The sequence below is a fragment of the Mycolicibacterium sp. lyk4-40-TYG-92 genome (assembly GCF_030209435.1).
Taxonomy (GTDB): Bacteria; Actinomycetota; Actinomycetes; order Mycobacteriales; family Mycobacteriaceae; genus Mycobacterium.
Map to the genome: position 1 here is coordinate 148807 of NZ_JARVRX010000017.1, position 24615 is coordinate 173421.

The following is a 24615-nucleotide window of genomic DNA, read 5'->3' on the forward strand; positions in this document are numbered from 1 at the left end:
GCCGTTACTACTGAATGTAGCGCGACAACCGGGGACGGATACGTCACAACGCTCAGGCGGACTTGGCGGAGATGGCCGCGGCCGCCTCGGAGTAGTCACCCGGGTGGCTGGCGAGGTACTCGCGCAGGGCCTGCCGGCCACGGTGGATACGGCTGCGCACGGTGCCGAGCTTGACGTCGAGGGTCGCGCCGATCTCCTCGTATGACAGGCCTTCGATGTCACACAGCACCACAGCGGCGCGGAACTCCGGGGGCAGGGAGTCGAGCGCGGCCTGCAGATCCGGCCCGAGCCGGGAATCGTGGTACAGCTGCTCGGGGTTCGGGTCGTCGGCGGGCACCCGGTCGTAGTCCTCGGGCAGCGCCTCCATGCGGATGCGGGTGCGACGACGGACCATGTCCAGGAACAGGTTGGTGGTGATGCGGTGCAGCCAGCCTTCGAAGGTGCCGGGCTGGTAGTTCTGCACCGAGCGGAACACCCGGATGAACGTCTCCTGGGTGAGGTCTTCGGCGTCCTGCGGGTTGCCCGACAGGCGGTAGGCCAGCCGGTACACGCGGTCGGCGTGCTGCCGGACCAGTTCGTCCCACGACGGCATGGTGGCCACATCGCCAGTGGCATCGAAGACGGCGGTGCCGGTCAATTCGTCGCTGACTTCAGCCCAATCGAGCTCGGCTTCGGCGACCGGGACATGAGACATGTGGGTCGGGGCAAGCTTCGTGGGGGCCGGTATGGCGGTCGTGGCAATCTCCAGTTCCGTAGGTTCCGCGTCGCTGGCACATGACGCATCAGCAGAAACCGGTAGCTGGAGTCCGATATTCCCGATTCCACGGATGTCCGGCGACTGCCGGCGTCCGGAATCGGCTTGCAGATCATTAACACTCGCGTGCATGGCGATTACGGTTCCCCACCCTGGTGAGGTTGATGTATGAGCAAACTGAACTTTTCCTGAGAAACCCGGCTTCAGCTCCATGACCTGCGAATACCCACAGAGCGTTCGCCAAAACTTAACCTTGCGTCCCGGGCGTGGCGCGCGGCCGCTCAGGATCGTCCCGCGGCCGCCGGAGAGCGCGGCCGGATTGCGCGTGTACTGAGCGTCGGCATCCCGGACGTTCGTTACGCTGCGCACATGTCCAGCACCGATGACCCGACGGTTTCGGCCGGCAGCAACCAGCCTGCTTCGGCGCAGCCGGCTCCGGCGACACCCGCCGAGGCCCCGGCCCAGCCCGTCGCTGCTGCACCGGCCGCACCCAAGCCCAGCACGGCCGAGGCCATCGTCAAGCACGCCGAGCGGTCCATCACCGAGGAACCGATCACCGCGGCGGCCCGGGAGCGGGCCGAGGAGAGCGGGGCCAACCCCGTCACCCCGGCCGTGGGTGCGCTGCTGAGCGTGCTGGCGAAGATCGCTTCGGCCAAGGCCGTCGTCGAGGTCGGCACCGGCGCCGGCGTCAGTGGACTGTGGCTGCTGTCCGGCATGCGCGACGACGGCGTACTGACAACCATCGACATCGAGCCCGAGCACCAGCGGCTGGCCAAGCAGGCCTTCGTCGGCGCGGGCGTCGGACCGTCCCGGACCCGGCTGATCGTCGGCCGCGCCCAGGAAGTCCTGACCCGGCTGGCCGACGAGTCGTACGACCTGGTGTTCATCGACGGTGAGCCCGCCGACCAGCCGCAGTTCGTCGCCGAGGGCGTCCGCCTGCTGCGACCGGGCGGCGTGATCGTCGTCCACCGGGCCGCGCTCGGCGGCCGGGCCGGCGACGCCACCGCCAACGACCGCGACGTGACGGCGGTGCGGGAGGCCACCCGCGCCATCGCCGAAGACGAACGCCTGACGCCGGTCCTGGTGCCGTTGGGCGACGGGCTCCTGGCCGCGGTCCGCGACTAGGCAACTACGCACCGGCCGCGTCGACCCTGTACTCAAGGCGCAAAAGGCCGAGTAACCGACACCCTCGCCACAGGATCAACGACCAGCTGACGTTGACTCTGTATCCAGGGCACAAAAAGTCGAGTAACCAGCGCCCTCAGCACAGAGTCAACGCCGGGGCACCGTCGGCTCGCGTTGACCCTGTACCCAGGGCGCAAAAGGCCGAGTAAGCCCCACCCTCACCGCGGGGTCAACCGCGGGCAGGCGCGCGAACGCCTGGCGATTGACGTTTCTGTCGAATCTTTACGGGTCTTTGACGGGCCAGATCCTTGACGTCCGCCTGAACACGTGTTTAGCGTACTAAACATGCGTTCAGTCGAGGATCTCACCACCGTCGCCCGCATCCGCGATGCCGCGATCGGACAGTTCGGCCGGCACGGGTTCACGGCCAGTGTCCGCAGCATCGCCACAGCGGCCGGGGTCAGCGCCGCGTTGGTGATCCACCACTTCGGCTCCAAGGAGAAGCTGCGCGAAGCCTGCGATGCCTACGTCATCGAGACCGTCCGGGCGGCCAAAACCGAGTCGATGCAGAACGCCAGCCCCAACGCCTGGTTCGCTCAGATCGCCGAGATCGAGTCCTTCGCGCCGATGACGGCCTACCTGATGCAGGCCCTGCAGACCGGCGGTGAACTGTCGAAGTCCTTGTGGCAGAACATGATCGACAACACCGAAGGCTATCTGGAAGAGGGCGTCCGCGCCGGCACCATCAAACCGAGTCACGACCCCAGGGCTCGCGCCCGGTACCTGGCCCTGACCAGCGGCGGCGCATTCCTGACGTACATCCAGCTGCACGACAACCCGACGGATTACCGCCAGGTCCTGCACGACTACGCGCAGGACATGCTGCTGCCCGCCCTCGAGCTGTACACCGACGGCCTCATGGCCGATCGGGCCATGTACGAGGCGTTTCTGGCGCAACGCGAATCAGGCCAGCCCATCGTCACCACCACTGAGGAGTGAATGTGAACGCCGCCATCGAAATCGACACCCTGACAAAGAACTTCGGTGCGGTCCGGGCCCTCGACGGACTGAACCTGAGAGTCGAGCAGGGCGAGGTGCACGGCTTCCTCGGGCCCAACGGCGCAGGCAAGTCGACGACAATCCGCATCCTGCTCGGGCTCGTCCGCGCCGACTCCGGCTCTGTCCGCCTACTCGGCGGCGACCCGTGGACCGACTCCGTGGCATTGCATCGCCACATCGCTTATGTACCAGGCGATGTGACGCTGTGGCCGACGCTGACGGGCGGCGAGACCATCGACCTGCTGGCCCGGATGCGCGGTGGCATCGACGAAAAGCGCCGCGCCGAACTCACCGAGCGGTTCGACCTGGACCCCACCAAGAAGACCCGCACATACTCGAAGGGCAACCGGCAAAAGGTCTCGCTGGTCTCCGCGTTCGCCTCGAACGCAGACCTGCTGCTCCTCGACGAGCCCAGCAGCGGCCTGGATCCATTGATGGAGAACATCTTCCAGCAGTGTGTCGCCGAGGCCGCCGGCCGCGGCACCACCGTCCTGCTGTCGAGCCACATCCTGGCCGAGACCGAACGCCTGTGCCAGCGCGTGACAATCATCCGCGCCGGCCGGACGGTGGAGACCGGCACGCTGGAGTCGATGCGGCACCTGTCGAGTACCACCATCAAGGCCGACATGATCAACAACCCCGGCCGGATCGACCATCTCCCAGGGGTTTCCGACATCTCCTTCGACGGCCGGATGCTGACGGCCCGCGTCGAGTCGGAGAGCCTCGGCGCCGTCATCAAGGCGCTCGGCGACGCCGGGGTGCGCTCGCTGGTGAGCCAGCCCCCCACCCTGGAAGACCTGTTCCTGCGGCACTACGACAATGGCCGGACCCGCCGCGAACCCGAGCAGGTGCGGGCATGACCACCGTCCTCGACCGCCCGGCCCCGCCTGCCCAGCCTGCCGCCGGGGCGTCCAGCTTCACCGGAACCCTTGGGCTGCTTCGTCTTTACCTGCGCACCGACCGCATCGTGCTGCCACTGTGGGTGTTACTGCTGTCCCTGCCACTGTCAACGGTGTACATCGGCAGCATCGCGGCCGCCTACCCCACCGCGGCGGGCCGTGCCGGATTCGTCGCGAGCATCATGGCCAGCCCGGCCCAGCGTGCGATCTACGGCAACATCTACAACGACAGCCTGGGCGCGGCCGGCATCTGGAAAGCCGGCATGTTCCATGTGCTGATCGCCGTCGCCGTCATCCTGACGATGATCCGGCACACCCGCGCCGACGAGGAGGCCGGACGCACCGAGCTCATCGACTCGACGGCCGTCGGCCGCAACGCGAGCCTGACCGCCGCGCTGCTGCTGACCGGCGGCGCCTCGGTGCTGACCGGGTTGCTCGGATTCCTCGGCCTACTCAAAACCGATGTGCCCGTTATGGGTTCACTGGCATTCAGCTGCGCGCTGGCCGCCTCCGGTCTGGTGTTCACCGCCGTCGCCGCAGTGGCCGCACAGCTCTCCGCCAGTGCCCGTGTCGCCCGCGGTACCGCCTTCGGGGTACTCGGCGCCGCGTTCACGCTGCGGGCGGTGGGCGACGCGAGCGGCAGCGACCTGTCCTGGGCGTCGCCGCTGGGCTGGTCACTGCTGGTGCGCCCGTATGCCGGCGACCGGTTCGGCGTGCTGGCCTTGCATCTGACACTGACGGTCGCCCTGGTGGTACTGACGTACCAACTCCAGGGTGCTCGCGATGTCGGCGCCGGGATGTTCGCAGAGCGGCGAGGCCGGCCGCGGGCCACCAGAATGCTTCATGGCCCAACGGGATTGGCGTGGCGGCTGACCCGCGGTTCGGTCCTGGTGTGGACCGTCGGACTGGGGCTGTACGGGCTGCTGGTCGGCAGCGTCGTGCACGGCATCGGCGACGAACTGGGCGGCAGCGGTTCGGCACGAGACATCATCACGCGCCTCGGCGGTACCGGCGCCCTGGAAGAGGCGTTCATCGCGATCGCCTTCAACATGCTCGGTATGGTCGCCGCCGCGTTCGCGGTATCGCTGGCCCTGCGGCCCCATCAGGAGGAGGCCGGCCAGCGTGCCGAGACACTGCTCGCCGGAGCGGTGAGCCGGATCCGTTGGCTGACAGGTTATGTGGCCATCGCACTCGCCGGCACCACGGCCGCCATGCTGACGTCGGGTCTGTTGGCCGGCCTCACTTACGGCGCAGCGGCCGGCAACGTCAGCGGCAAACTGCCCCTGGTTCTGGGCTCGGCAGCGGTACAGCTACCCGCCATCTGGCTCCTGGTGGCGGTGACGACGTTGTTGTTCGGCGCGGTGCCGCGGTTCACCGCAGTGGCGTGGGGTGTGCTGGTCGGCTTCATCGCGGTGTATCTGCTTGGTTCGCTGGCGAATTCGCCGCACTGGATGCTGGACCTCGACCCGTTCAGCCACATCCCGCGGGTCGCGTCGGGCAGCTTCACCGCGACGCCACTGGCCTGGCTGCTGGCTCTGGACGCGATTCTGATCATCCTGGGCGCCTTGGCTTTCCGGCGCCGCGATCTACGGTAGGAGAAATCATGAAACTCGCTCTGCAGGCGCTCGCCTCGGCGGCCGGCGGCATCGTCTTCTTCGCGCTGCTGCTGTGTGTGCCGGCCGGCACCATCCACTACTGGCAGGCCTGGGTTTTCATCGCTGTGTTCATGATCTCGACCATGGGCCCGAGCATGTACCTGGCCGTCAAGCATCCCGAAGCGCTGGCCCGGCGCATGCACGGCGGTCCGAAAGCTGAGACCCGGCCGGTGCAGAAAATGGTCATGTGGGCTGTCCTGGCATCGGTGTTCGCGACCGGCGTCGTCAGCGCACTGGACTGGCGCTTCGGCTGGACCCACGTGCCCACTGCAGTTGTGGTGCTGGGCAACGTCGTCGTGGGGGTCTCGCTGGTGGCGGCGCAATGGGTGGTGATCCAGAACAACTTCGCGGGCGCGAGCATCTCCGTCGAGGCCGGACAGCCCGTCATCTCAGGCGGGCTGTACGGCATCGTGCGGCATCCCATGTACATCTGCGCGCTCATCATGATGTTCGCGACCCCGCTGGCGCTCGGCTCCTTCTGGGGCCTGGTGCCGGTGATCGCCAGCGCGCCGGCGCTCATGGTTCGCATCTTCGACGAAGAGAAGATGCTGCGCGCCGAGCTCCCCGGCTACGTCGACTACACCCGCAAGGTGCGCTACCGGTTGCTGCCGTACGTCTGGTAGCCGCCGCCCCTCGCGATTTGTGCACGAAAATCCGCGGACAGCGCGGGAAATCGTGCACAAATCGCGGAGACTGAACGGGTGGAACTGTTCACCGGGCTCGGTCTGGCCACCGCGTCGGGCCTCAACGCCTACATCCCGCTGCTGGCGATGGGCCTACTGGGACGCTTCACCAACCTCGTGGAGCTACCGCACCCATGGGCGTGGCTGACCAATGGCTGGGTGATCGGCATCGTGGCGGTGCTGTTGGTCATCGAGATCGTCGCCGACAAGGTTCCTGCCCTCGACAGCATCAACGACACGATCCAGACGTTCGTGCGGCCGACCTCCGGCGGCATCGTCTTCGGCTCCGGCACCGCGGCACAGACCGCGGCCGTCACCGACCCCGGCGCGTTCGCCGGCTCCGGGCAGTGGATTCCCGTGGTGATCGGGGCGGTCACGGCACTCGTGGTGTCCCTGACGAAGTCGACGGTGCGGCCTGTCGCGAATGTCGCCACCGGCGGTCTTGCCGCGCCGGTGCTGAGCACGGTCGAGGACGTGGCCAGCGTCGGGCTGGTGATCGTCGCGATCGTGCTGCCGGTACTGGTGGTCGTCGCGCTGGCGCTGCTGGTCTGGGCGGCGGTCGCGTTGCTCCGACGCCGGAGGCGCCGCGACGCCACGGTCTGATCAGAGCGCCATCTGGCCGCTGCCCGCTTCAATCGCCTTGACGCTCTTGACGAATCCGCTCTTGAGTACCGGCCGCCCCAGCGTGCCGAGGAATGCCGACCAGAGCTTGCCCTTGAGATTCTTGCCCTGCCGCACGATCACGACGTCGATGTCGGTCCGGTGGTCCGGCCGCTGTGTCAAGGTGTAGGTGTAGCCCGAGGCTCCGCCGTAGACATTGGAATCCGTCGTTGTGAGCACGATGTGCCGGGGATCGGACCAGTCGTATTCCAACCGCTCCCAACTGCCGCTCGAGCCTTCGGTGACGTCGGCCCGATCCGGCCCGACGGAATGCACCTTCAGGTAGTCGTCGCTACTGAAGCCGAAGACTTTCGAACGGTTCGGCCCGAAGTCTGTCAGGCCGGCGACGAACTGTTCGGGTGTCGCGGTGGTGGTCCGATGGAAATGCATGGTGGCCATGGGAAGTCCTTGTCAACGGTTGCGTCGGGAAACGGTGACGTCGTCGATGCCGTGTTCGACATTCACCTTGCGCGGGCACACGACAGGGTGGGGAGACCGTGTCGATCCTGGTGCCGACGGGAACAGGCTGCGCGCTAGATCCAGACGCCCTTGCCGACCGCGACCACGCCGCCGGCACTGACCGAGAAGCGTTCGCGGTCCTTCTCCAGGTCGACGCCGACCATCTCGCCGGGGCCCACGACGACGTTCTTGTCCAGAATCGCGTGCCGCACCACGGCGCCGCGCCCGACGCGTGCGCCGGGCATGATCACGCTGCCCTCGACGATGGCGCCGTCGTCGATCACGACGTTGGACGACAGCACCGAGTTGCGCACGGACGCAGCCGAGATGATGCTGCCCGCGCCGACGACCGACTCCTGCGCCGCGCCGCCATTGACGAACTTGGCCGGGGCGAGATGCTCCGACTCACCCAGGATGGGCCAGCGCCGGTTGTAGAGGTTGAAGACCGGGTGCACCGACACCAGATCCATGTGGGCGTCGTAGAACGCGTCGAGTGTTCCGACGTCGCGCCAGTAGCCGTGGTCGCGCTCGGTGGCGCCGGGCACCTCGTTGTCGTTGAAGTCGTAGACGGCCGCCATCCCGTCGGCGACCATCTGCGGGATGATGTTGCCGCCCATGTCGTGGTCGGAGTCGTGGTTCTCGGCGTCCACCCGGATGGCGTCGATGAGCGCCTTGGTGGTGAACACGTAGTTGCCCATGGAGACGAAGGTCTGCTCCGGATCGTCGGGAGTACCCGGCGGGTCCGACGGTTTCTCGATGAAGCTGCGGATGCGGCCCGACTCGTCGGCGTCGATGCAGCCGAACGCCGACGCCTCGGCCCGCGGTACCCGGATGCCGGCGACGGTCGCGCCCGCTCCGCTCTCGATGTGGAACCGCACCATCTGTTCGGGGTCCATGCGGTACACGTGGTCGGCGCCGAAGACCACGATGTAGTCGGGATCCTCGTCGTAGATGAGGTTCATCGACTGATAAATGGCGTCGGCCGAGCCGGTGTACCAGCGCGGGCCCAGCCGTTGCTGCGCCGGGACCGGGGTGATGTACTCGCCGGCCAGGCCCGACAGCCGCCAGTTCTGCGAGATGTGCCGGTCCAGGGAGTGCGACTTGTATTGCGTAAGAACACAAATCCGCAGGTACCGGGCGTTGACGAGGTTGGACAGGACGAAGTCGATGAGGCGGTAGGCACCGCCGAACGGGACGGCGGGCTTGGCGCGGTCCGCGGTCAGCGGATACAGCCGTTTGCCCTCGCCGCCGGCCAAGACGATTCCCAGCACCTGCGGCTGTTCCCTCATGCCACCAAACCTAGTAGCCACCAACCGAAGCGGCCAGACATACGCCCCAACCCGCCGTACGCGTTAACGTCATCGACATGCGGGTGGCGATGATGACTCGGGAGTATCCGCCGGAGGTTTACGGCGGCGCGGGCGTGCATGTGACCGAACTCGTCGGTCAGCTGACGAAGCTGTGCGACGTCGACGTCCATTGCATGGGAGTGCACCGGCGGGACGCCTTCGTGGCCCAGCCCGATCCGCTGCTCGCCGGGGCCAATGCGGCCCTGACGACACTGTCGGCGGACCTGGCGATGGTCAACAACGCGTTCGCCGGGCCGGCTGCCATGCCGAACGTGGTGCATTCGCACACGTGGTACACCGGGATGGCCGGGCACCTCACGGCGCTGCTGCACGGCATCCCGCATGTGCTGACTGCGCACTCGCTGGAGCCGCGGCGGCCGTGGAAGGCCGAGCAGCTCGGCGGCGGCTACCGCATCTCCTCGTGGGTCGAACGCACGGCGATCGAAGCGGCCGACGCCGTCATCGCGGTCAGCGCGGGCATGCGGGCCGACGTCCTGGCCACCTACCCACAGCTGGCCCCCGCGCGAGTGCACGTGGTGCGCAACGGGATCGACACCGACGACTGGTACCCGGTCGAGGCGGGCCAGACCCTGGCGGACCTCGGGATCGATCCGGACCGGCCGATCGTGGCGTTCGTCGGGCGGATCACCCGGCAGAAGGGCGTCGGCCACCTCATCGCGGCGGCCCACCGGTTCGACCCCGACGTGCAGCTGGTGTTGTGTGCGGGCGCGCCCGATACCCCGGAGATCGCCGCCGAGGTGGCGGCTGCGGTGAAAGAGCTCAGCACGACGCGCGCCGGCGTGCACTGGATCCAGGAGATGCTGCCGACCGAGAACATCCGCGAAATCCTGGCGACGGCAACAGTTTTCGTCTGCCCGTCGGTCTACGAACCGCTCGGCATCGTCAACCTCGAAGCCATGGCCTGCGGCACCGCCGTGGTCGCCTCGGACGTCGGCGGCATTCCCGAGGTGGTCGACGACGGCACCACCGGACTCCTGGTGCACTACGACGCCGCCGATGCGGTGGAGTTTGAGACAGGGCTCGCGGACGCGGTCAACGCGTTGGTCCGGAACCCGGAACAGGCCCGCACATTCGGGCAGGCCGGCCGTCGGCGGTGCATCGAGGAGTTCTCCTGGATGCAGGTCGCCCAGCAGACGCTCGACATCTACCGGAGCGTCTGCGACTGAACTAGCTGGTGACGTTCTTCAGTTCGTCGCCCAGGGCTGCGGCCTCATCCGGGGTCAGCTCGACCACCAGACGACCGCCACCCTCCAGCGGTACCCGCATGACGATGCCGCGCCCCTCTTTGGTTGCTTCCAGTGGACCGTCGCCGGTCCGGGGCTTCATCGCCGCCATCGGGTGCTCCCTCCGCACGCGCCGGACCGCATCCACGGTCCCGGATCAAGGCCGGAACCACCCACTCGCATGGGTCGGCTCACGGCACTGAACTGCAACTGAACTACGCCTATTGTTCCCTATCGCTACCCGAGGGTGTGAAAGACCCGCCCGTCACGCCTCCGACAAGGTGTGCCGGGGCACCCAACAAGCCTCGACATGGTCGTCCACCATCCCGGTGGCCTGCATCAACGCATACGCCGTGGTCGGGCCGACGAACCGAAACCCGCGGCGCTTCAGTTCCTTCGCCATGGCCACCGATTCCGGTGTGGTCGCCGGGACCTGCGCCAGGTCAGCGGGCCTTGGCCGCGGCGGCGGTGCGAACGACCACAGCAGCTCATCGAGGTCCAGACCCCCGTCGATCACCCGGGCATTGGCAATGGTCGCCTCGATCTTGGCGCGGTTGCGGACGATGCCCGGATCGGCGAGCAGCCGGTCGATGTCCTTCTCCCCGAAGCCCGCCACTGTCGCCACGTCGAACCCGTGGAACGCCGCCCGGAAGTTCTCGCGCTTGCGCAGGATGATCAGCCAGGACAGGCCGCTCTGGAACGCCTCCAGAGAGACGCGTTCGAACAGCGCCTGAGTGCCGCGCAGCGGGCGGCCCCATTCGGTGTCGTGGTAGTCGCGGTACTGCGTCGCGTCGGCGGACTCGCCGATGTTGACCCAGCCGCACCGCACCCTGCCGTCAGGAGCAGTCACTGTTCGGCGTCCGCGGTCTGCGCGCGCAACGTCGTCAGCTCGCCGCGCAACGAGTCCAGTTCCTGCGCCAGCCGGTCCAGCACCCAGTCGACCTCGCTGGTCTTGTAGCCACGCAGGGTCTGGGTGAACTTGACGGCGTCGACGTCGGCGCCGGTGACACCTGATGCGGGCAGCACGGTGGCCGTGGTGCCCCGCGGCAGCGGCGGCAACTGTTCACTGCGACCGAACAGCACGGTGCCCAGGGCGAACAGCACGACCGCGACCAGGATCAGCACCACGAGGTAGATCAGAATCAGTGTCACACCGACGATCCTGCCGGATGGCACCGACAAGCGCCGCCAGGCCGGGTCAGCGCAAGGTGTTCATGGCGGGCCGGTCGATCAGTGAGACCGTCGACGTGCGAGGCGTGAAGGCGTCGCCGTCGGCGAAGAACTGGGTCAGGCCGACGCCGGAGTCGCTGATGCCGCAGCGCGACAACAGGGTCGCGATCACCTGACGGCTCATCGCGGCGAGCTCGGTCAGCGGCCGGTTGCGGTGCGTACGCACCCCGAGGTTGACCTGGGCGATGGCGTCGAGGCCCAGCTTGTCGTAGGTGTCGATCAGCAGACCGATCTCGACGCCGTAGCCCGGCGCGAACCCGACCGACGTCAGCAGCTCCCGGGTGCCGGCGTATTCGCCGCCCAGCGGCTGCAGCAGGCACGTCAGCTCGGGCCGCAGGGACGCCAGCAGCGGACGTGCCACCAGTTCGGTGACGCGGCCGCCGCCGTTCGCGTCTTGGGCGCCGCCGAGCTTGAGCGGCCGCCGGTAGAAGCCCTTGACCAGATGCACACCGTCGGCGAGCAGCAACGGGCCCAGGAGCTTGGGCACGAACATCGGGTCGGGGTCGAGCAGGTCGGAGTCGACGAACACGATGATGTCGCCGGTGGTGGCCGCCAGCGAGCGCCACAGCGCCTCACCCTTGCCGGGCTGGACCGGCACCTCGGGCAGGGCCTGTTCGCGGCTGATGACCCGGGCGCCGGCCTCGATGGCGCGCAGCTCGGTCTCGTCGGTCGAGCCGGAGTCGAGAACCACCAGTTCGTCGACCAGGCCACCCAGCAGCGGGCTGATGCTGTCGATGACGTCGGCGACGGTCTCTTCTTCATTCAGCGCGGGCAGCACCACCGAGACGGTGCGGCCGGCTTTGGCGGCCTCGAGTTCGGCGATGGTCCAGGACGGCCGGCTCCAGCTGCGTTCGGCAAGCCACGCATGGCGAGCGATGCCTTCCGCGGACAATTCAGGACTTAGGGTCACGCGAGTCCCCTCACTGTTCGGCTCGGTGGACGCCCGCCCTGGATCGACGCGACCATTTCCAGGACGCGCCGGGTGGGGCCCACCTCGTGCACCCGGAACATGGCGGCGCCGTCAGCGGCGGCGAGTGCCGTCGCGGCCAGCGTCCCCTCCAGGCGCTCGGTCAGTTCGACACCTAAAGTCTCCCCCACGAAATCCTTGTTACTGAGGGCCATCAGGACTGGCCATCCGGTATTTACAAGATCTTTTACGTGGCGCAACAAACTAAGACCGTGGTAAGTGTTCTTGCCGAAATCGTGTGTCGGGTCGATCAGGATGGCGTCCCGCGAGACACCGACGTCGACGGCGTGCTGCGCCGCCGCGGTGACCTCGGCGATGACGTCGTCCACCACGCCGCGTTCGGTGACGCCGTAGTGCACGCGGAACGGCCGGGTCCGCGGCACTGCCCCGCCGGTGTGCGAGCAGACCAGCCCCGCCCCGAATTCGGCGGCCACCTCGGGCAGCCCGGGGTCGGCGCCCGCCCAGGTGTCGTTGATCAGGTCGGCCCCGGCCGCGCAGGCCTGCTTGGCCACGTTCGCGCGCCAGGTGTCGACGCTGATCAGTTGGTCGGGGTATTCGCCGCGGAGCCATTCGATGAACGGCACGACGCGCGCGATCTCCTCGTCGGCGTCGACGGTGCTGCCCGGCCCCGCCTTGACGCCGCCGATGTCGATGACGTCGGCCCCGTCGGCGATCTTCTGGTGGGTGGCCTCCTTGGCTGCGCCGTCGCTGAAGGTCGCCCCCCGGTCATAGAAGGAATCCGGGGTGCGGTTGACGATCGCCATGATCAGCGCGCGATCGCCGGCCACCTGGCGACCCAGGAACTGGCCCCTAGCGGAGGACTGCACGGCTCCCAGGCTATCGGTCTGCCGCAAATCTGCTGATTCGGCTTGCTCCACGAGGCCGATGAGGCAAAAGTTTGCCCGTTTGCTGGACATTCACCGAGTGGCTTGAAATCGTGAGATGCAGCACTTCGATGGGTTTGCCTGATGAGTAGAGGCGAAAGCGATTTCACCTGGTGAACGACGCAACCCGAAGGGTAGGGACCATGAAGATCCTGTGGGCCATCGTCGACGGCGGCGGCAACATCCCGCCCCAGATCGCGGTTGCCCGCGCACTCCGGCAGCGCGGCGTCGACGTCCATTTCATCGGCCACACCGGCGCTCGCGAGCGCGTCGAGACCGCGGGCTTCTCGTTCGAAACCTTCAACACCGGAAGGGAATTCGACCCGACCACGCCGCGGTCGCTGGCCGCCATGATGACCACTTTCGTCCGTGAGATGACCGATCGCAGCCTGGGTCCGCAGGTGCTCGATGCGGCACGACGTCACTGTGCCGACGCCATCGTCGTCGACACCCTCCTGGTGGCGGTGATCGCCGACGTGCTGAAGCACGGCATTCCGGCGGTCGTGTTCGTCCACTGCTTCTACCGGGCCGTGCAGGACATGGCGGCCGGCCCGGCGGGGTGGTACACCCGGCTGCGCGGGATGGACCCGCGGGCGCCCGAGCACGCCGATGCACTGCAGGTCGTCGCCGCGCGGGCCGACCTCGACCCCGTGCGCGGCACGCCGCCGGTCGTCCACACCGGAGTGGTGTGGCAGGGCACGCCGGCTCCGTCCGTCGGCGCCGAGACGCCACGAATCCTGGTCAGCCTCAGCACATGTGGCTTCGGCGGCCAGGGGGCGATGCTGCAGAACATCCTCGACGCGCTCGCCCCGCTGCCGGTCGAGGTGACCGTCACCGCGGGCGCCAGCGTCGACACCGCGGGGTTGCGGCTGCCGGCCAACGCGACACTGCACGCCTGGCTGGATCACGACGAGGTCCTCGCGACGGCGTCGCTTGTCGTCGGCCACGGCGGCCACAGCACGACCATGCGCGCCCTGTCGTTCGACGTGCCGCTGGTCATCATGCCGGCCAATCCGATGATCGATCAGAAGGGCGTCGGGGCCGCCATCGAGCGCGCCGGCGCCGGCATCGCCCTGCCGAAAAAGGCCGGCGCGGAACAGATCCGGGCCGCCGTGCAGCGGGTGCTCGCCATCCCGGGATATCGCCGGGCGGCGGCCGCGCTGGGTGCCGACATCCGCAAGCGGGACGGCGCCGAGGTGGCCGCTGACGCGATCAGCGCCCACCTCGGGCTGACGAGCATCCGTCCCTAGCGGGGCCTCTTGCCGTCCTTCACCTCGGCGGGGTACTCGGGGTAGAACCGCACGTAGCCCTCGTCGCGGCCGGCGAGCACGTAGATCGGGTCCTCCACCTCGTCGCCGTAGCCCTGCTTACGGAGGTCGACCTTCTGGTTCTTGAACGTCGAGGTGTGCGCCAGCTCGGGCACGATCCGGACGAACAGCGGCACCGCGTAGGCGGGCAGATGCTCGAAGCCGGCCTTGGCCAGGCGCGGCCCGTCGAATTCGGCGCCGTCGCGCAGCTGCACCGACGCCATGCCGGCGCGGCCACCGCAGCCCGGGACCTCGACGCCGTACACCGTGCACTCCTCGACCTGGTCGTCGGCGCCGAGCGCGGCCTCGACCTCGGTGGTGGCCACGTTCTCGCCCTTCCACCGGAAGGTGTCGCCGAGACGGTCGGCGAACGCGGCATGCGCGAAGCCCTGCGACCGCATCAGGTCACCGGTGTTGAACCAGACGTCGCCGTCCTTGAATGCGTTGCGCACCAGCTTCTTCTCGCTGGCGGACTTGTCGGTGTAGCCGTCGAACGGCTGCAGGCTGTTGACCTTGCTGAGCAGCAGGCCCGGCTCGCCGCGCTTGACCTTGCGCAGCCGGCCGTCGGGGCCGCGGACCGGTTCGCCGGTCTCCAGGTCGTACTCGACGTAGACGACGGGTGACGGGCAGATGCCCGTGGTCTTGTCGATGTTGAAGACGTTGACGAAGCCGGTATTGCCCTCGCTGGCGGCGTAGAACTCGCACACCCGCTTGATGCCGAAGCGCGAGGTGAACTCGTCCCAGATGGCCGGGCGCAGTCCGTTGCCGGCGATGACCCTGACCTTGTGTGCCCGGTCAGTGGGCTTGGGCGGCTGGTTCAGCAGGTAGCCGCAGATTTCGCCGATGTAGATGAACGCGGTGGCGTCGTACTTGATGACCTCGTCCCAGAACCGCGAGGCGGAGAACGACTTGCCCAGCGCCAGCGCCGCGCCGGCGTTGAGGGCCGACGACGTCGCGACCGTCAGCGCGTTGTTGTGGTACAGCGGCAGGCAGCAGTACAGGGTGTCGCTGCTGTTCAGGCGCAGCCCCAGCCCGCCGAACCCGCCGAGTGCGCGCAGCCAGCGGTAGTGCGTCATGACACTGGCCTTGGGCATGCCGGTGGTGCCGGAGGTGAAGATGTAGAACGCCTTCTCCTTGGCCAGGATCTGGCTGGTGCCCACCGGGTTGGCGGTCGACTGGCCGACGGCCAGCTCGCGCAGCTCCTCGACCGACATCAGGCCCGCCGTCAGCTCCGGAGCGGCACCGCACTCGATGACGGGCTCGTGGAAGTCCGACTCGGTGACCAGGACCTTGGCGCCGAGCAGGCCCAGGCTGTGCGCCAGGACGTTGCCGCGCTGGTTGTAGTTGATCATTCCGGCGATCGCGCCGCACTTGACCGTCGCCAGCATCAGCAGCACGGCGTCCGGTGAGTTGCGCAGCATGATGCCGACCACCGAACCGGGGCCGACGCCCTTGGCCGCGAGCACCGACGCGTAGCGGTTCACCGTCGCGTTGGCCTGGCCGTAGGTGATGCGCTGGTCCTCGAACTTGATGAAGACCTTGTCCTTGTTGGCCGCCGCGCGTTCCTGGAACACCTTGCCGATGGACGTCTTCGCCGTCGGGCTGGCACCGAAGCCGGTGATCAGGCCGCGAAGGATCACCGGGGCGTCGGACAGGAAACCGGGCAGTTGCTTAGCAATATCGAGCAGCCCGACGCCGGTGCGTGATGTCTCGTCACTCATGCCCGGTGAGCCTAGTGAGCGACGTCACGCGGTGCACAAGCAGCCATCGCCTCGTCGACGTCTTTGACGACGATGAGCCGGTCGAGCGCGGCCTGCTGGACGTAGCCGGTATCGACCAGCGTGTGCAGCCAGGCCAGCAGGCCGTCGTAGTGGCCGTGCGGATCGAGCATCACCAGCGGCTTGTCGTGCATGTCGAGGTAGCCGGCCGTCCAGGCCTCGAAGAACTCCTCGAGGGTGCCGATCCCCCCGGGCAGCGCGATGAATGCGTCGGACCGGTCCTCCATGATCTGCTTCCGCTCGCGCATGGTGTCGGTGACGATCAGCTCGCTCGCGTTCACATCGGCCAGCTCGCGGTGCACAAGCTTCTTGGGGATGACGCCGATGGTGCGGCCGCCGTTCTCCCGGGCCCCGTCGGCGACGGCGCCCATCGCCGAGACGTTGCCGCCGCCGGACACCAGGGTCCAGCCTTTCGCCGCGATGGCCCGGCCCACATCCCCGGCGAGGGTGAGCAATTCGGGATGACGGGGACCGGCAGCGCAGTAGACGCAGACGGCATAGGCATTTTCGGGGGTGTTATCGGCCAGCACAGCACAACGCTAATCGAGGGGTGCCGACCACTGCGCAGCCATAGGATCGGACCGTGGTGCTCAGCCAGCTGAAAGCGGGCGTCGAAACCCGGGCCGGTGCGCTGCTTACCGGTGCCCGCGGGTCCGGCAAGACCGCATTGGCGCGGGCGGCTTTTGACGAGCTGGCGCCGGGATTCGAACGCGCAGCGTGGATCACCGGCACCGTCACCGACTCCTGCGTGCCGTTCGGCGCCTTCGAGCAGCTGTTCACGGTGCCCGAGACGGGCCGGACGATTCAGGTGTTGCGGGCGGCGCGCGACGCGCTCGGGACGGGACTGCTGTTGGTCGCGGACGACGGACATCTGCTCGACCGGCTGTCAGCGTCGCTGGTGTACCAGCTCGCCGTGTCGGGGGCCGCTCGGGTCATCATCACGGCGGAGTCGAATCAGTCTCTGCCCGAAGGACTTTCGGCATTGGTGCGGGATCGGCTGGTGGTTCCGGTGGCTGCCGACGGGCCGGTCCATCCCGTCGCGTCCCGGGATCCTGAGCCGCTGCCGCCGCCCGACGGCGTCGGCGTCGGCGTCGGCGTCGTCGGCCGGCTGCGGCGTGCGGTGCGGGCACTCGACGGCGGCGACGCCCTACCCGTCGCCGAGCTGGCCGCCGCCGCTGACGATGCCCTGCGTCTCGGCGATCTGGAGCTGGCGGAACGGCTGGGCCGGGCCGCGCTGCCGGCCGGCGGACTGGCCGCCCGGGTGACGTTGAGCTATGCCCTGGCCTGGCAGGGTCGCGGCGCGGACGCCGACGCCGTGCTGGCCGAGGTCGACGCTGCGGCGTTGACCGAGCCCGCCTTGATGATGTGGGCGCTGCCCCGCGCGGCCAACCAGTTCTGGATGCTGTCCGAGCCCGAGCGTGCGACAGCGTTCCTGCGCACCGTCCGCAGCCGGGTCCAGACGCCGGCGGCGCAGGTCACCCTCGATGCCTTGTCGGCGACGTTCGCGATGAATGCGGGCAACCTCAACCGCGCCATGCAGCTGGCCGACTCGGTGTTGGCCAGTGCTGACCCGAGCGACACCGCCGTCGGCTGGGCGGCATCGGCGGCCGCGCTGAGCTGTGCGCGTACGGGCCGGCTGACCGAGGTGGACGGTTTCGCCGAGCGGGCCCTGGCCGCCGGTCAGCCGGGTCTGTTGCGGTTCACCAGTGGATTCGGTCAGACCACGGCCCTGCTGTTGGCCGGGGAGCCGGACAAGGCTCAGCAGCTGGCCCAGGAGCTGATCGATTTCACCCAGTCCCAACAGCCCGGGCGTGCCATCGGCGAGGTGCTGTTGGCCGACGTGCTGATCGCCCGGAGCGAGCTCGATGCCGCGATCGAATTACTGCAGGACGCGGCGAAAGTGCTGGCGCGCAGCGGATATTCGTGGGGCCCGCTGGCGTGGATGCTGCTGGCGCGGGCGCTCGGTCAGCGCGGCGCGACCGCGGAGGCGGGCCGGGCGCTGGCCCGGGCCGAAGCCAGACACGGCTTGAAGTCGATGTTGTTCGCGCCCGAATTGGCGCTGGCCCGCGCCTGGACGAACGCGGCCCGTCGGGACCGGCACGGCGCGATCGCCGCCGCCCGCGAAGCGTTCCGCGCTGCCGAGCGGGGCGGCCAGTCGGCGGTGGCGCTGCGCGTCCTGCATGACGCGGCGTTGTTGGGTGACATCCGGGCCGCGGACTGTTTCGACCGGGTCGGCGTCGACTGCGCGTTCGACAGGCAGGCCCGCGCAGTGGCGGCGGAGGTCGCCGCCGATCGCACCTGACCATTTGCCGCAGGGCAGCTCGTCGACGCCGCCATAGGATTGACCGCAACAGATCTTCGAGGGGGCAGATCATGGGCGATCCGCTGTACGTCAATACCGAGGGTGTGCTGGGCATGGCCCGGGTGCACGACGCCGTCGCGGCCGGGCTCGGTCAGCTCCAGAACGGTGGCGGTCTCGGGGAGTCCGTCGGCCCCGCCGGTCCTGCGACGACGCACGGGCTGATCGCGCACGGCATGAATTCGGCGCTGAGTGGGGTCATGGCGCGGCGCGACAACATCCTGCAGTCGACGGGCGCGGCCGGCCAGCAGTTGTCCGAGCAGTTGCACCGTGCCGCCGAGGCGTATCGAGCCGGGGACGAGCAGGGCGCGCGTGGACTGTCCTCGGCAGCCGAGGGCATTCCGGGTGGCGGTGGCGGCAGCGGCGTCAGTGCCGGCACACCCGGCGGCCTCGGCGCGGCGGTCCCCGGCAGCCCCGCCGCCGGTGGCGGCGACGTGGCACAGACGCTCGGGCAGGTGGGCCAGCAAGCCGGACAGATCGCGCAGGGCGTCGCGCAGACGTTGGGACAGATTCCGGGGCAGATCGCGCAAGGCCTCACCGGGGTGCTCAGCGGCATAGCCAGCGGCCTGGGTGGCATCGAAGGTGTCGGCGCCGGACATGCGGCGGGATCGGGTCTGGGCGGGCTCAGTGACTCCAGCGTAGCGGATTCCGTTGGCGAACATGACAAGTCGGATGCGGACGATCGGGACCGGGAGCGCCGGGACCCCGAGCGCCACGAAAAGGGCGAGGACGACGACAAGCGGATCCTGTCGGTCGAGCACCGTGGTCAGGCCGGTGACGCGGACGCCGGGATTGCAGACCCGGCGGCCGGTCCGTCGGGCGCCGCCGCTCCAGCGCCACGCCGCCCGGCCCAGACCCGGCCGCAGGACAGCTGATCGATCGCCGCAGCTGGTGCCGAACTGGACCGCTCTCTGGGACATGTACGGTCTGGAGCTGTCAACTTTCCTTGACGCCAACGAAAGTTGATGGCCCCCAAGCGAACTAGTTGTGCCATTCCATGACATTGGCGCCACGGCTACGCGGTGTCATCGAACAAGCTCATCTGTTCGAATCGCTGGGGTAGTTCCGCAGTCGTGATCGCTTCTGCCGTCAATCGGTAGGTAGCCAGCGGCACCCGCCTCGCCGGCGGCTTGTGGCCCGCTCTCCCGCGCCTTCGTACACGCATCCCGCAGGTTGTCGGCACGCCGCAGTGGCGGCCAGGGGCACGTTAGATGCCGAATGCCTGCCCGAGCAGTTCACGCTGCGTTGAGTTCAGGTCCTGCAAGTCCAGTAGTCCCACCGCATCCGCGGGCAGCAGCATCGCCGGACCGGCCTCGATGTCGAGGACGGCCGCTGCGCTGTGGGCCTCGATGTGGGGTTGGGCGCGCAGATAGCGCACCGCGGCCTGCGCGCGCGCAGGGAAGTTGTCAATCAGCACGAGTTCTGGGCCGGCGGGCGGCACGCAGTCTCGGAAGTCGATCGCGATGAACGAGCACCCGTGGAGGTGGGTTGTGGTGAAGTCGCAGCCGGCCAGTCGGTTTGTGCCGCGCCGGCGGGGGATGCCCGCACCGAGTTCTCGTCCATCGAACGTCACTTCACGCAGGGTGGCGTCACGAAAGTCGCAGTCCTTGAACACAGCCGACATTGTTCGGGTACCGAGCCAGCGGCTGCCGACGAACGCACAACCCCGAAACCAGGCGTCACCGACGTTCAGATACCGCAGGTCCGCGTTGGTGAAGTCGCAATCGGTGTACTGCGCGCCATACACCCGGCGCCCCCATCGCTTGGTCCAGCCACCGAGTGAGGCTTCACGCAAATCGGCGTCGATGAAGGAACACCGATCGAAGCGGGCGCTGTAGGTGCGCAGCCCGTCGAATCTCGATCGGTCGAACCGACAATCGACGAACTTGGTTCGCGACCAGCGACACTGCGTGTACGTGCCGTCGGACAGGTCGACGCCGGTCACGGTGATGCGGTCGAGTTCGTAGATCATCTTGGCGGGATTCACCGCGTCGGCGGGGCCGATGCGCAGTCCGCGTAGATCAATGCGGCCGTTGTGGTCGCCGAACGGTGATTGTGGTTTGCCGCCCAGCAGGGACTCGCGGGCCGCCTCGGCTTGATCGGGCATCCACCGGGCGGCGAGGTCGGGCCTCGCAGGCGGCGTGGTGTGGTCGGGCACGAGGGTGCTTAACCGGGCGGCTTCCTCGTAAGCTCGCTGCCGCGTGTGGGGGCCGGCGGGTTCGGTGAACCGGTCGAGGGCTGCGCACACCGCGTCGATCAGGGGTTGTGTTCTCAGATCGGCTACGTAATCGGCGCGGAACCGGTGGATGAGCGCGTCGGCGAGATTGAATAAGGCGGCCACGGTGGGCACCACGTGCTCAGCGCCATCGTGTCCGGCAGCTTGCAGTGCACGGTATTCGCAGATGACAGCTTCGTTGAGGAACACGTCGTCGGGTTCGGCGCCGGGGGCGTCCTCGTCAATCAGCAGGGCGACCACGTCGTGGACCGGTGGGAGTTCGCCGTCACCGTCCAGGGCCAGCCAATGAACATCGATCAGGTAGTCGAGGAGATAGGTCCGGTCGCGGCCCACGACCCGCCGTGCGAGCAAGGCCGCGCATTCCGCGCAGGAGGCGGAAAATAGTGCCCGCTGGTGTGGCTGCGCGGCTCGGGCGAAGTGCTCGAGTCGGACTCTGGGGAAAGCCGCAGGCAACGGTGCACTCGTCGATGCATCGTCGTCCACGACACCGAATATTAGTGCGAAGCGAGGTCTGTCCGAGTGGGGTCCGACCTACCGGGAACTGACCTCACTCGGCCGCAATCCAACAGCGCCCGCACAGCGAAGCAATCAACGCGGAATCGTAACGGGGGGACCGGTTGAAAATCCCGATGAAGCTGATCAGCGCTCTAGGCCGCGCCGGTTTCCTGGTCGTGGGCTTTCCACTGCGCGAATCCTGGCCGGCCCTGCTCCACCCACTCCTGGTAGTCCTTTCGGTTGTTGCTGAACACCCATAGCCATTGCTTTCCGGTTCTGCGCATGACGGTCGCGTTCATGACGGGAACCAAGTCGAAGAGCATGTCGGTTCCCGGCCATGGGCGTTCGATGGCGGGGCTGGACGGGCTCCAGGGTTTGATGTTGGGCTGCCATACCCAACGGCATTCGAGCTTCTCGACGAACGCTTGGCCAAGGTATTGGACGAACCGCATCATCAGATGCCAGTCGGCGTCCAGGGCGTGGCGGTCGGGGAAGGTGTGCAGGAACGCGGTCTCGGCCGCGGTAATCCCTTCGTCGCTGAACGGATCCCGGATCGGCAAGCCGGGAATGATCTCGTCGAAGGGTTCCTCACCCAATTCCATCCCGAGTTCGATGGACTGCACCCACGCCCGGAAACCCGGATCGCGTTGGGCGGCAACAAATTCGGGCATCTCCCACCACCAATGGTCACCACTCATGGCACCCCGATCGTAAATGAGTTAGTCATCGAGCAGTGATCCGAACGCCGCGCGCCGCCCCGGCTTATCGTTCACGAACTTCACGTAATCGATGACGGTATCGCCGTCAGCGGCCTTGATATGTGGGTCGGCGCCGTGGTCGAGGAGGTAACGGAGAATTGCTGCGCCGATGCCTGATGTGCCGTACGACCTAGTGGCGATGAACAGCGGTGTTTCGCCTTTGTTGTTGGTGAGGTTGACGTCGGCGCCCGCTTCGACGAGTGCGGTGATGACATCGATGTTGTCGTCACGTTGCGCGGCGAACATGAGTGGGGTGTTTTGGCCGGTGTCTTCGCGCGCGTCGATTTCGGCGCCTGCGGCGATTAGTGCTGTCACGGCGTCGAGTTTTCCGTCACCGGCGGCGTAGTGCAGCGGCGTACGCCCTGCTCGATCACGCTGATGAGTGTTGGGTGTGGTCATGATGGGACTGCCTCTTCTGTCAGTTCGCTCGGGACGCTCGGGCAGTTATCGCGGTGGCACCGAGCACAACAGCCTGCCGACGATGTAGCCGGTCGTTTCAGCGGCATCACTGGCCGCCAGAATTTCGATCATCCCCGGAAGCCTCCCCTTGCAGCCGCCCACGGGTTATCGACGACCGTGGGTGGCCCTCATACCGTACCGATCTCGGCGCCGGTGTTCGTCCGCACGTATCAGGTGGTGGTCGGGTCTGGGCAGGAAACTGGTGTCGGTCGGGGCCCGCGGAGCTGTAATACTCGACAGCAAGGTGATCTCAGGGGGGATGGTTGTGAAGGCTGCGGTGGTGGCGCTCGCCGGCGTACTTGTGATCAGCGGTTGTGGCGGAACAGGTTCCGGGCCCGGCGGGCCGGTGTCCAAGATTCCGACCATCGCGATCGATTACGACGCCGAGCTGCGCGATGCGATTATGCAGCAGCGCGCCAAGCTGGAGGATTTCGATATCGACGGTGGCGCCGCGCTCGTGTGCGAGAAGTACCGCGATGCCTACCGCACCAAGTACGAGGCTCAGCTTCCGTCAATGGCGTCGGTTGCGACCCGTGAGCAGGCGGCCGACCCCGCGTATATGGCGGCGCTGCCAGGTGTGCTCAAGGAGCGCTATCCGAACACCTACAGCGATGAGATCAAGGCCGTCGTCGACGCGGCCGGTCGCCAAGACCCGGCTGCGTATCGCACCGCTGCGATGAGGCTGATGGGCAGAGTGTTCCAGGTGAAGAAGCAGTCGGTCGACAACCTGGTGAACAGTGGAGGCAGCCAGCCGCATTCGGCAACCGCGGATGTGACCACGACGACGCAGTGGGACGGGCAGCCCGAGCAGACGGTGATGGTGCACAAGACGTTTGAGACACAAGACGGTAGCGCGTGGCTCGACTGCACCGATCCTGCTGGATAGGTGGAAGGGGATGGTTGTGAAAAGGCTTGCTGTCGTGGGGGTTCTGGCGGCGTTGGTGGTCGCCGGTTGCGGTAATGCGGGTAGCGGTTCGGGCGGCTCATCGGCGCCGACGGTGGGGACCCCGGCGGACCTGCTGGTCGCGATCCCCACCACGACGCCGAAACCGTCGTGGACGATCAAACTCGCCGACGTGGTCCGCGCGCCCGATCTGAAACAGGGCATCCTGCCCGGCAGCGTCGATGACCGGGCGTTCGCGTTGGCCTACCCGGCCCATCCGGACCCTGCCGGGCCGGGCACCTCCTGGGTGTACTCGTTCAACCCGCACACCGGCGCGGTCCTGTTCAGTGGCGTCGAATTATCGGGCAGTGTGGCGGGCTGCTACATCAACGGCTCGGACCAGCTCACCTGCCTGGGACGGCAGAACGCTGCGGTCGCCGATTCGCATCCGTGGGCGTGGGTGCTCGACAGCCACAGTGGCAAGGTGACCTACAACGGGCCCACCGACATCGTCAACGGCGACACGATGAGCGTGTACAAGGTCGGCCAATACCCAGTGGTCGCAGTACCCGGCACCGGCTGGTACGGCATCGGCGCCTCCGGTGAGAAGACCTGGTTCGTGCCCGGCAGCGGCAAGGCCAGCGACGACACCTTCTGGTCCCGCGACATCCCCCCGCAGCGGCTGGTGGTCGGTGACCGACCCGATGGCACCTACCTGGTGTACTCGGTCAGCGACGGCACGGTCATCGTCGACAAGCTCACCGCCCGGCCGTGGGTGTACGACGGCGGATACGCGGTACCGGGCCGCAGCGCCAGCGATCCCGAGGGCCGAATCACGTTCTACGACAACACCGGAAAAGAACTGTCGCACTTCACCGTCGGAACCGGCCGCGGTGCGTGGCAGGTCATCAGCCGCGGCGCGCTGCTGGTCGTCCAGTACGGCGACCCCAAGGCCCCCGACCAGATGCGCTGGCTGGTATTCGACGCCACCGGCAAGAAGATCGCCGACCTGCCCTCGCAAGGCGAGCCGAGCAAGACCCGGGCGGTGATCATCGGCGACAAGATGTACGTCTCGGACACCGTCGGCATCGAGAACACCGCCAAAGAAAACCCGTGGAAGCAAATCGATCTGGCCACCGCCAGCATCCTGCGCACCTGCGCCGACCTGAACCTGCGCGGCTACGTCGCCTCCGACGGCAAAACCATCCTGTCAGGCACCATGGGCGAGGCCGGGCACATCACCGAAAACGCCATCGACCCGTCCAGCTGCCAGACGTTGTGGTCGATGGATGCCCAGGGCGGCGGCATCGTGAAAGTCAACACGTCGTTGGTGCAGTACTCCGACACGCAACTCAACGGGGTGGAGCGCTGA

The 24615-nt window shown here is 67.6% G+C and carries 25 protein-coding genes; 12 read left to right on the forward strand and 13 right to left on the reverse strand.

Annotated elements, in window-relative coordinates; all coding sequences use genetic code 11:
* Positions 1–52 precede the first annotated feature (52 nt).
* Entirely contained in the window at positions 53–886 is an 834-nt protein-coding gene (sigE, locus tag QRN63_RS22990) for an RNA polymerase sigma factor SigE (RefSeq protein ID WP_267315279.1), read from the reverse strand.
* A gap of 237 nt (positions 887–1123) precedes the next feature.
* Here sigE and QRN63_RS22995 point away from each other — a divergent pair, with 237 nt between their 5' ends.
* The 6 genes from QRN63_RS22995 to QRN63_RS23020 all read left to right on the forward strand — a co-directional run bounded on the left by QRN63_RS22995 (position 1124) and on the right by QRN63_RS23020 (position 6778).
* Complete coding sequence (locus QRN63_RS22995) at positions 1124–1879, forward strand: O-methyltransferase (protein WP_285032841.1); 756 nt, start codon at positions 1124–1126, stop codon at positions 1877–1879.
* A 345-nt stretch (positions 1880–2224) separates the two neighbouring features.
* The gene (locus tag QRN63_RS23000; protein WP_285032842.1) at positions 2225–2878 is read left to right on the forward strand and encodes a TetR/AcrR family transcriptional regulator; all 654 of its coding nucleotides are present in this window, start codon (positions 2225–2227) and stop codon (positions 2876–2878) included.
* Positions 2875–3798, forward strand: coding sequence for an ABC transporter ATP-binding protein (locus tag QRN63_RS23005; RefSeq protein WP_285032843.1), 924 nt, complete (start codon positions 2875–2877; stop codon positions 3796–3798). The genes QRN63_RS23000 and QRN63_RS23005 overlap by 4 nt, the downstream gene beginning before the upstream one ends.
* On the forward strand, positions 3795–5432 hold the full coding sequence (locus tag QRN63_RS23010) for an ABC transporter permease (RefSeq protein ID WP_285032844.1): 1638 nt from the start codon (positions 3795–3797) through the stop codon (positions 5430–5432). Before QRN63_RS23005 ends, QRN63_RS23010 begins: the two co-directional genes overlap by 4 nt.
* 8 nt (positions 5433–5440) lie before the next feature.
* Positions 5441–6115 (forward strand): methyltransferase family protein, encoded by a 675-nt coding sequence (locus tag QRN63_RS23015; RefSeq protein ID WP_285032845.1) that lies wholly within the window; start codon positions 5441–5443, stop codon positions 6113–6115.
* Between the two features lie 78 nt (positions 6116–6193).
* Positions 6194–6778 (forward strand): DUF4126 domain-containing protein, encoded by a 585-nt coding sequence (locus QRN63_RS23020; RefSeq protein WP_267315285.1) that lies wholly within the window; start codon positions 6194–6196, stop codon positions 6776–6778.
* On the opposite strand, the gene QRN63_RS23025 is transcribed toward QRN63_RS23020, so the two are convergent.
* Together QRN63_RS23025 and glgC are read right to left on the reverse strand one after the other, a co-directional pair.
* Positions 6779–7234 carry a hypothetical protein gene (locus tag QRN63_RS23025; protein WP_267315286.1) on the reverse strand — a complete coding sequence of 152 codons (456 nt, stop codon included), beginning with the start codon at positions 7232–7234 and terminating at the stop codon, positions 6779–6781.
* A 134-nt stretch (positions 7235–7368) separates the two neighbouring features.
* On the reverse strand, positions 7369–8583 hold the full coding sequence (glgC, locus tag QRN63_RS23030; protein WP_267315287.1) for a glucose-1-phosphate adenylyltransferase: 1215 nt from the start codon (positions 8581–8583) through the stop codon (positions 7369–7371).
* Positions 8584–8660: 77 nt separating this feature from the next.
* On the opposite strand from glgC, the gene glgA reads away from it, so the two are divergent.
* Positions 8661–9830, forward strand: coding sequence for a glycogen synthase (glgA, locus tag QRN63_RS23035; protein WP_267315288.1), 1170 nt, complete (start codon positions 8661–8663; stop codon positions 9828–9830).
* A 1-nt stretch (position 9831) separates the two neighbouring features.
* Here the strand turns inward: glgA and QRN63_RS23040 are convergent, their stop codons facing one another.
* The 5 genes from QRN63_RS23040 to folP form a co-directional block, all read right to left on the reverse strand.
* The gene (locus QRN63_RS23040; protein ID WP_005059648.1) at positions 9832–9999 is read right to left on the reverse strand and encodes a DUF3117 domain-containing protein; all 168 of its coding nucleotides are present in this window, start codon (positions 9997–9999) and stop codon (positions 9832–9834) included.
* A 153-nt stretch (positions 10000–10152) separates the two neighbouring features.
* Positions 10153–10737, reverse strand: a complete 585-nt coding sequence (locus tag QRN63_RS23045) for a DNA-3-methyladenine glycosylase I (RefSeq protein WP_267315289.1) — start codon at positions 10735–10737, stop codon at positions 10153–10155.
* Positions 10734–11039: a DivIVA domain-containing protein gene (locus QRN63_RS23050; RefSeq protein WP_267315290.1), complete on the reverse strand. Its 306-nt coding sequence runs from the start codon at positions 11037–11039 to the stop codon at positions 10734–10736. The genes QRN63_RS23045 and QRN63_RS23050 overlap by 4 nt, the downstream gene beginning before the upstream one ends.
* Positions 11040–11085: 46 nt before the next feature.
* Positions 11086–12027 carry a glucosyl-3-phosphoglycerate synthase gene (locus QRN63_RS23055; protein ID WP_267315291.1) on the reverse strand — a complete coding sequence of 314 codons (942 nt, stop codon included), beginning with the start codon at positions 12025–12027 and terminating at the stop codon, positions 11086–11088.
* The gene (gene folP, locus QRN63_RS23060; RefSeq protein WP_285033399.1) at positions 12024–12848 is read right to left on the reverse strand and encodes a dihydropteroate synthase; all 825 of its coding nucleotides are present in this window, start codon (positions 12846–12848) and stop codon (positions 12024–12026) included. Before folP ends, QRN63_RS23055 begins: the two co-directional genes overlap by 4 nt.
* A 263-nt stretch (positions 12849–13111) precedes the next feature.
* Between folP and QRN63_RS23065 the strand changes: the two genes are divergently transcribed.
* Positions 13112–14218: a glycosyltransferase gene (locus QRN63_RS23065; protein ID WP_285033340.1), complete on the forward strand. Its 1107-nt coding sequence runs from the start codon at positions 13112–13114 to the stop codon at positions 14216–14218.
* Here the strand turns inward: QRN63_RS23065 and fadD6 are convergent.
* Together fadD6 and log are read right to left on the reverse strand one after the other, a co-directional pair.
* Positions 14215–15996, reverse strand: a complete 1782-nt coding sequence (gene fadD6 / locus QRN63_RS23070) for a long-chain-acyl-CoA synthetase FadD6 (protein WP_285033341.1) — start codon at positions 15994–15996, stop codon at positions 14215–14217. The genes QRN63_RS23065 and fadD6 overlap by 4 nt on opposite strands.
* Before the next feature lie 11 nt (positions 15997–16007).
* Positions 16008–16583 carry a cytokinin riboside 5'-monophosphate phosphoribohydrolase gene (gene log / locus QRN63_RS23075; protein WP_267315294.1) on the reverse strand — a complete coding sequence of 192 codons (576 nt, stop codon included), beginning with the start codon at positions 16581–16583 and terminating at the stop codon, positions 16008–16010.
* Between the two features lie 101 nt (positions 16584–16684).
* On the opposite strand from log, the gene QRN63_RS23080 reads away from it, so the two are divergent.
* Positions 16685–18355, forward strand: a complete 1671-nt coding sequence (locus QRN63_RS23080) for a tetratricopeptide repeat protein (RefSeq protein WP_502888185.1) — start codon at positions 16685–16687, stop codon at positions 18353–18355.
* Positions 18356–18426: 71 nt separating this feature from the next.
* Entirely contained in the window at positions 18427–19287 is an 861-nt protein-coding gene (locus QRN63_RS23085) for a type VII secretion target (RefSeq protein WP_285033343.1), read from the forward strand.
* A 332-nt stretch (positions 19288–19619) separates the two neighbouring features.
* Here the strand turns inward: QRN63_RS23085 and QRN63_RS23090 are convergent, their stop codons facing one another.
* The 3 genes from QRN63_RS23090 to QRN63_RS23100 all read right to left on the reverse strand — a co-directional run bounded on the left by QRN63_RS23090 (position 19620) and on the right by QRN63_RS23100 (position 22300).
* Positions 19620–20999: a pentapeptide repeat-containing protein gene (locus QRN63_RS23090; protein ID WP_285033344.1), complete on the reverse strand. Its 1380-nt coding sequence runs from the start codon at positions 20997–20999 to the stop codon at positions 19620–19622.
* Positions 21000–21295: 296 nt separating this feature from the next.
* On the reverse strand, positions 21296–21841 hold the full coding sequence (locus QRN63_RS23095) for a hypothetical protein (protein ID WP_285033345.1): 546 nt from the start codon (positions 21839–21841) through the stop codon (positions 21296–21298).
* Between the two features lie 21 nt (positions 21842–21862).
* Entirely contained in the window at positions 21863–22300 is a 438-nt protein-coding gene (locus tag QRN63_RS23100; protein ID WP_285033346.1) for an ankyrin repeat domain-containing protein, read from the reverse strand.
* Between the two features lie 340 nt (positions 22301–22640).
* Between QRN63_RS23100 and QRN63_RS23105 the strand changes: the two genes are divergently transcribed.
* On the forward strand, positions 22641–23246 hold the full coding sequence (locus QRN63_RS23105) for a hypothetical protein (protein ID WP_285033347.1): 606 nt from the start codon (positions 22641–22643) through the stop codon (positions 23244–23246).
* Positions 23247–23280: 34 nt separating this feature from the next.
* Positions 23281–24615 (forward strand): 9-bladed beta-propeller domain-containing protein, encoded by a 1335-nt coding sequence (locus QRN63_RS23110; RefSeq protein WP_285033348.1) that lies wholly within the window; start codon positions 23281–23283, stop codon positions 24613–24615.

Coding starts and splice junctions, on each gene's coding strand:
- QRN63_RS23000 (WP_285032842.1), top strand. CDS start 2,225: ATGCGTTCAGTCGAGGATCTCACCACCGTCGCCCGCATCCGCGATGCC.
- glgA (WP_267315288.1), top strand. CDS start 8,661: ATGCGGGTGGCGATGATGACTCGGGAGTATCCGCCGGAGGTTTACGGC.
- folP (WP_285033399.1), bottom strand. CDS start 12,848: ATGGCGATCGTCAACCGCACCCCGGATTCCTTCTATGACCGGGGGGCG.
- QRN63_RS23015 (WP_285032845.1), top strand. CDS start 5,441: ATGAAACTCGCTCTGCAGGCGCTCGCCTCGGCGGCCGGCGGCATCGTC.
- QRN63_RS23085 (WP_285033343.1), top strand. CDS start 18,427: ATGGGCGATCCGCTGTACGTCAATACCGAGGGTGTGCTGGGCATGGCC.
- QRN63_RS23100 (WP_285033346.1), bottom strand. CDS start 22,300: ATGACCACACCCAACACTCATCAGCGTGATCGAGCAGGGCGTACGCCG.
- QRN63_RS23025 (WP_267315286.1), bottom strand. CDS start 7,234: ATGGCCACCATGCATTTCCATCGGACCACCACCGCGACACCCGAACAG.
- QRN63_RS23010 (WP_285032844.1), top strand. CDS start 3,795: ATGACCACCGTCCTCGACCGCCCGGCCCCGCCTGCCCAGCCTGCCGCC.
- QRN63_RS23040 (WP_005059648.1), bottom strand. CDS start 9,999: ATGGCGGCGATGAAGCCCCGGACCGGCGACGGTCCACTGGAAGCAACC.
- fadD6 (WP_285033341.1), bottom strand. CDS start 15,996: ATGAGTGACGAGACATCACGCACCGGCGTCGGGCTGCTCGATATTGCT.
- sigE (WP_267315279.1), bottom strand. CDS start 886: ATGCACGCGAGTGTTAATGATCTGCAAGCCGATTCCGGACGCCGGCAG.
- QRN63_RS23095 (WP_285033345.1), bottom strand. CDS start 21,841: ATGAGTGGTGACCATTGGTGGTGGGAGATGCCCGAATTTGTTGCCGCC.
- QRN63_RS23065 (WP_285033340.1), top strand. CDS start 13,112: ATGAAGATCCTGTGGGCCATCGTCGACGGCGGCGGCAACATCCCGCCC.
- glgC (WP_267315287.1), bottom strand. CDS start 8,583: ATGAGGGAACAGCCGCAGGTGCTGGGAATCGTCTTGGCCGGCGGCGAG.
- QRN63_RS22995 (WP_285032841.1), top strand. CDS start 1,124: ATGTCCAGCACCGATGACCCGACGGTTTCGGCCGGCAGCAACCAGCCT.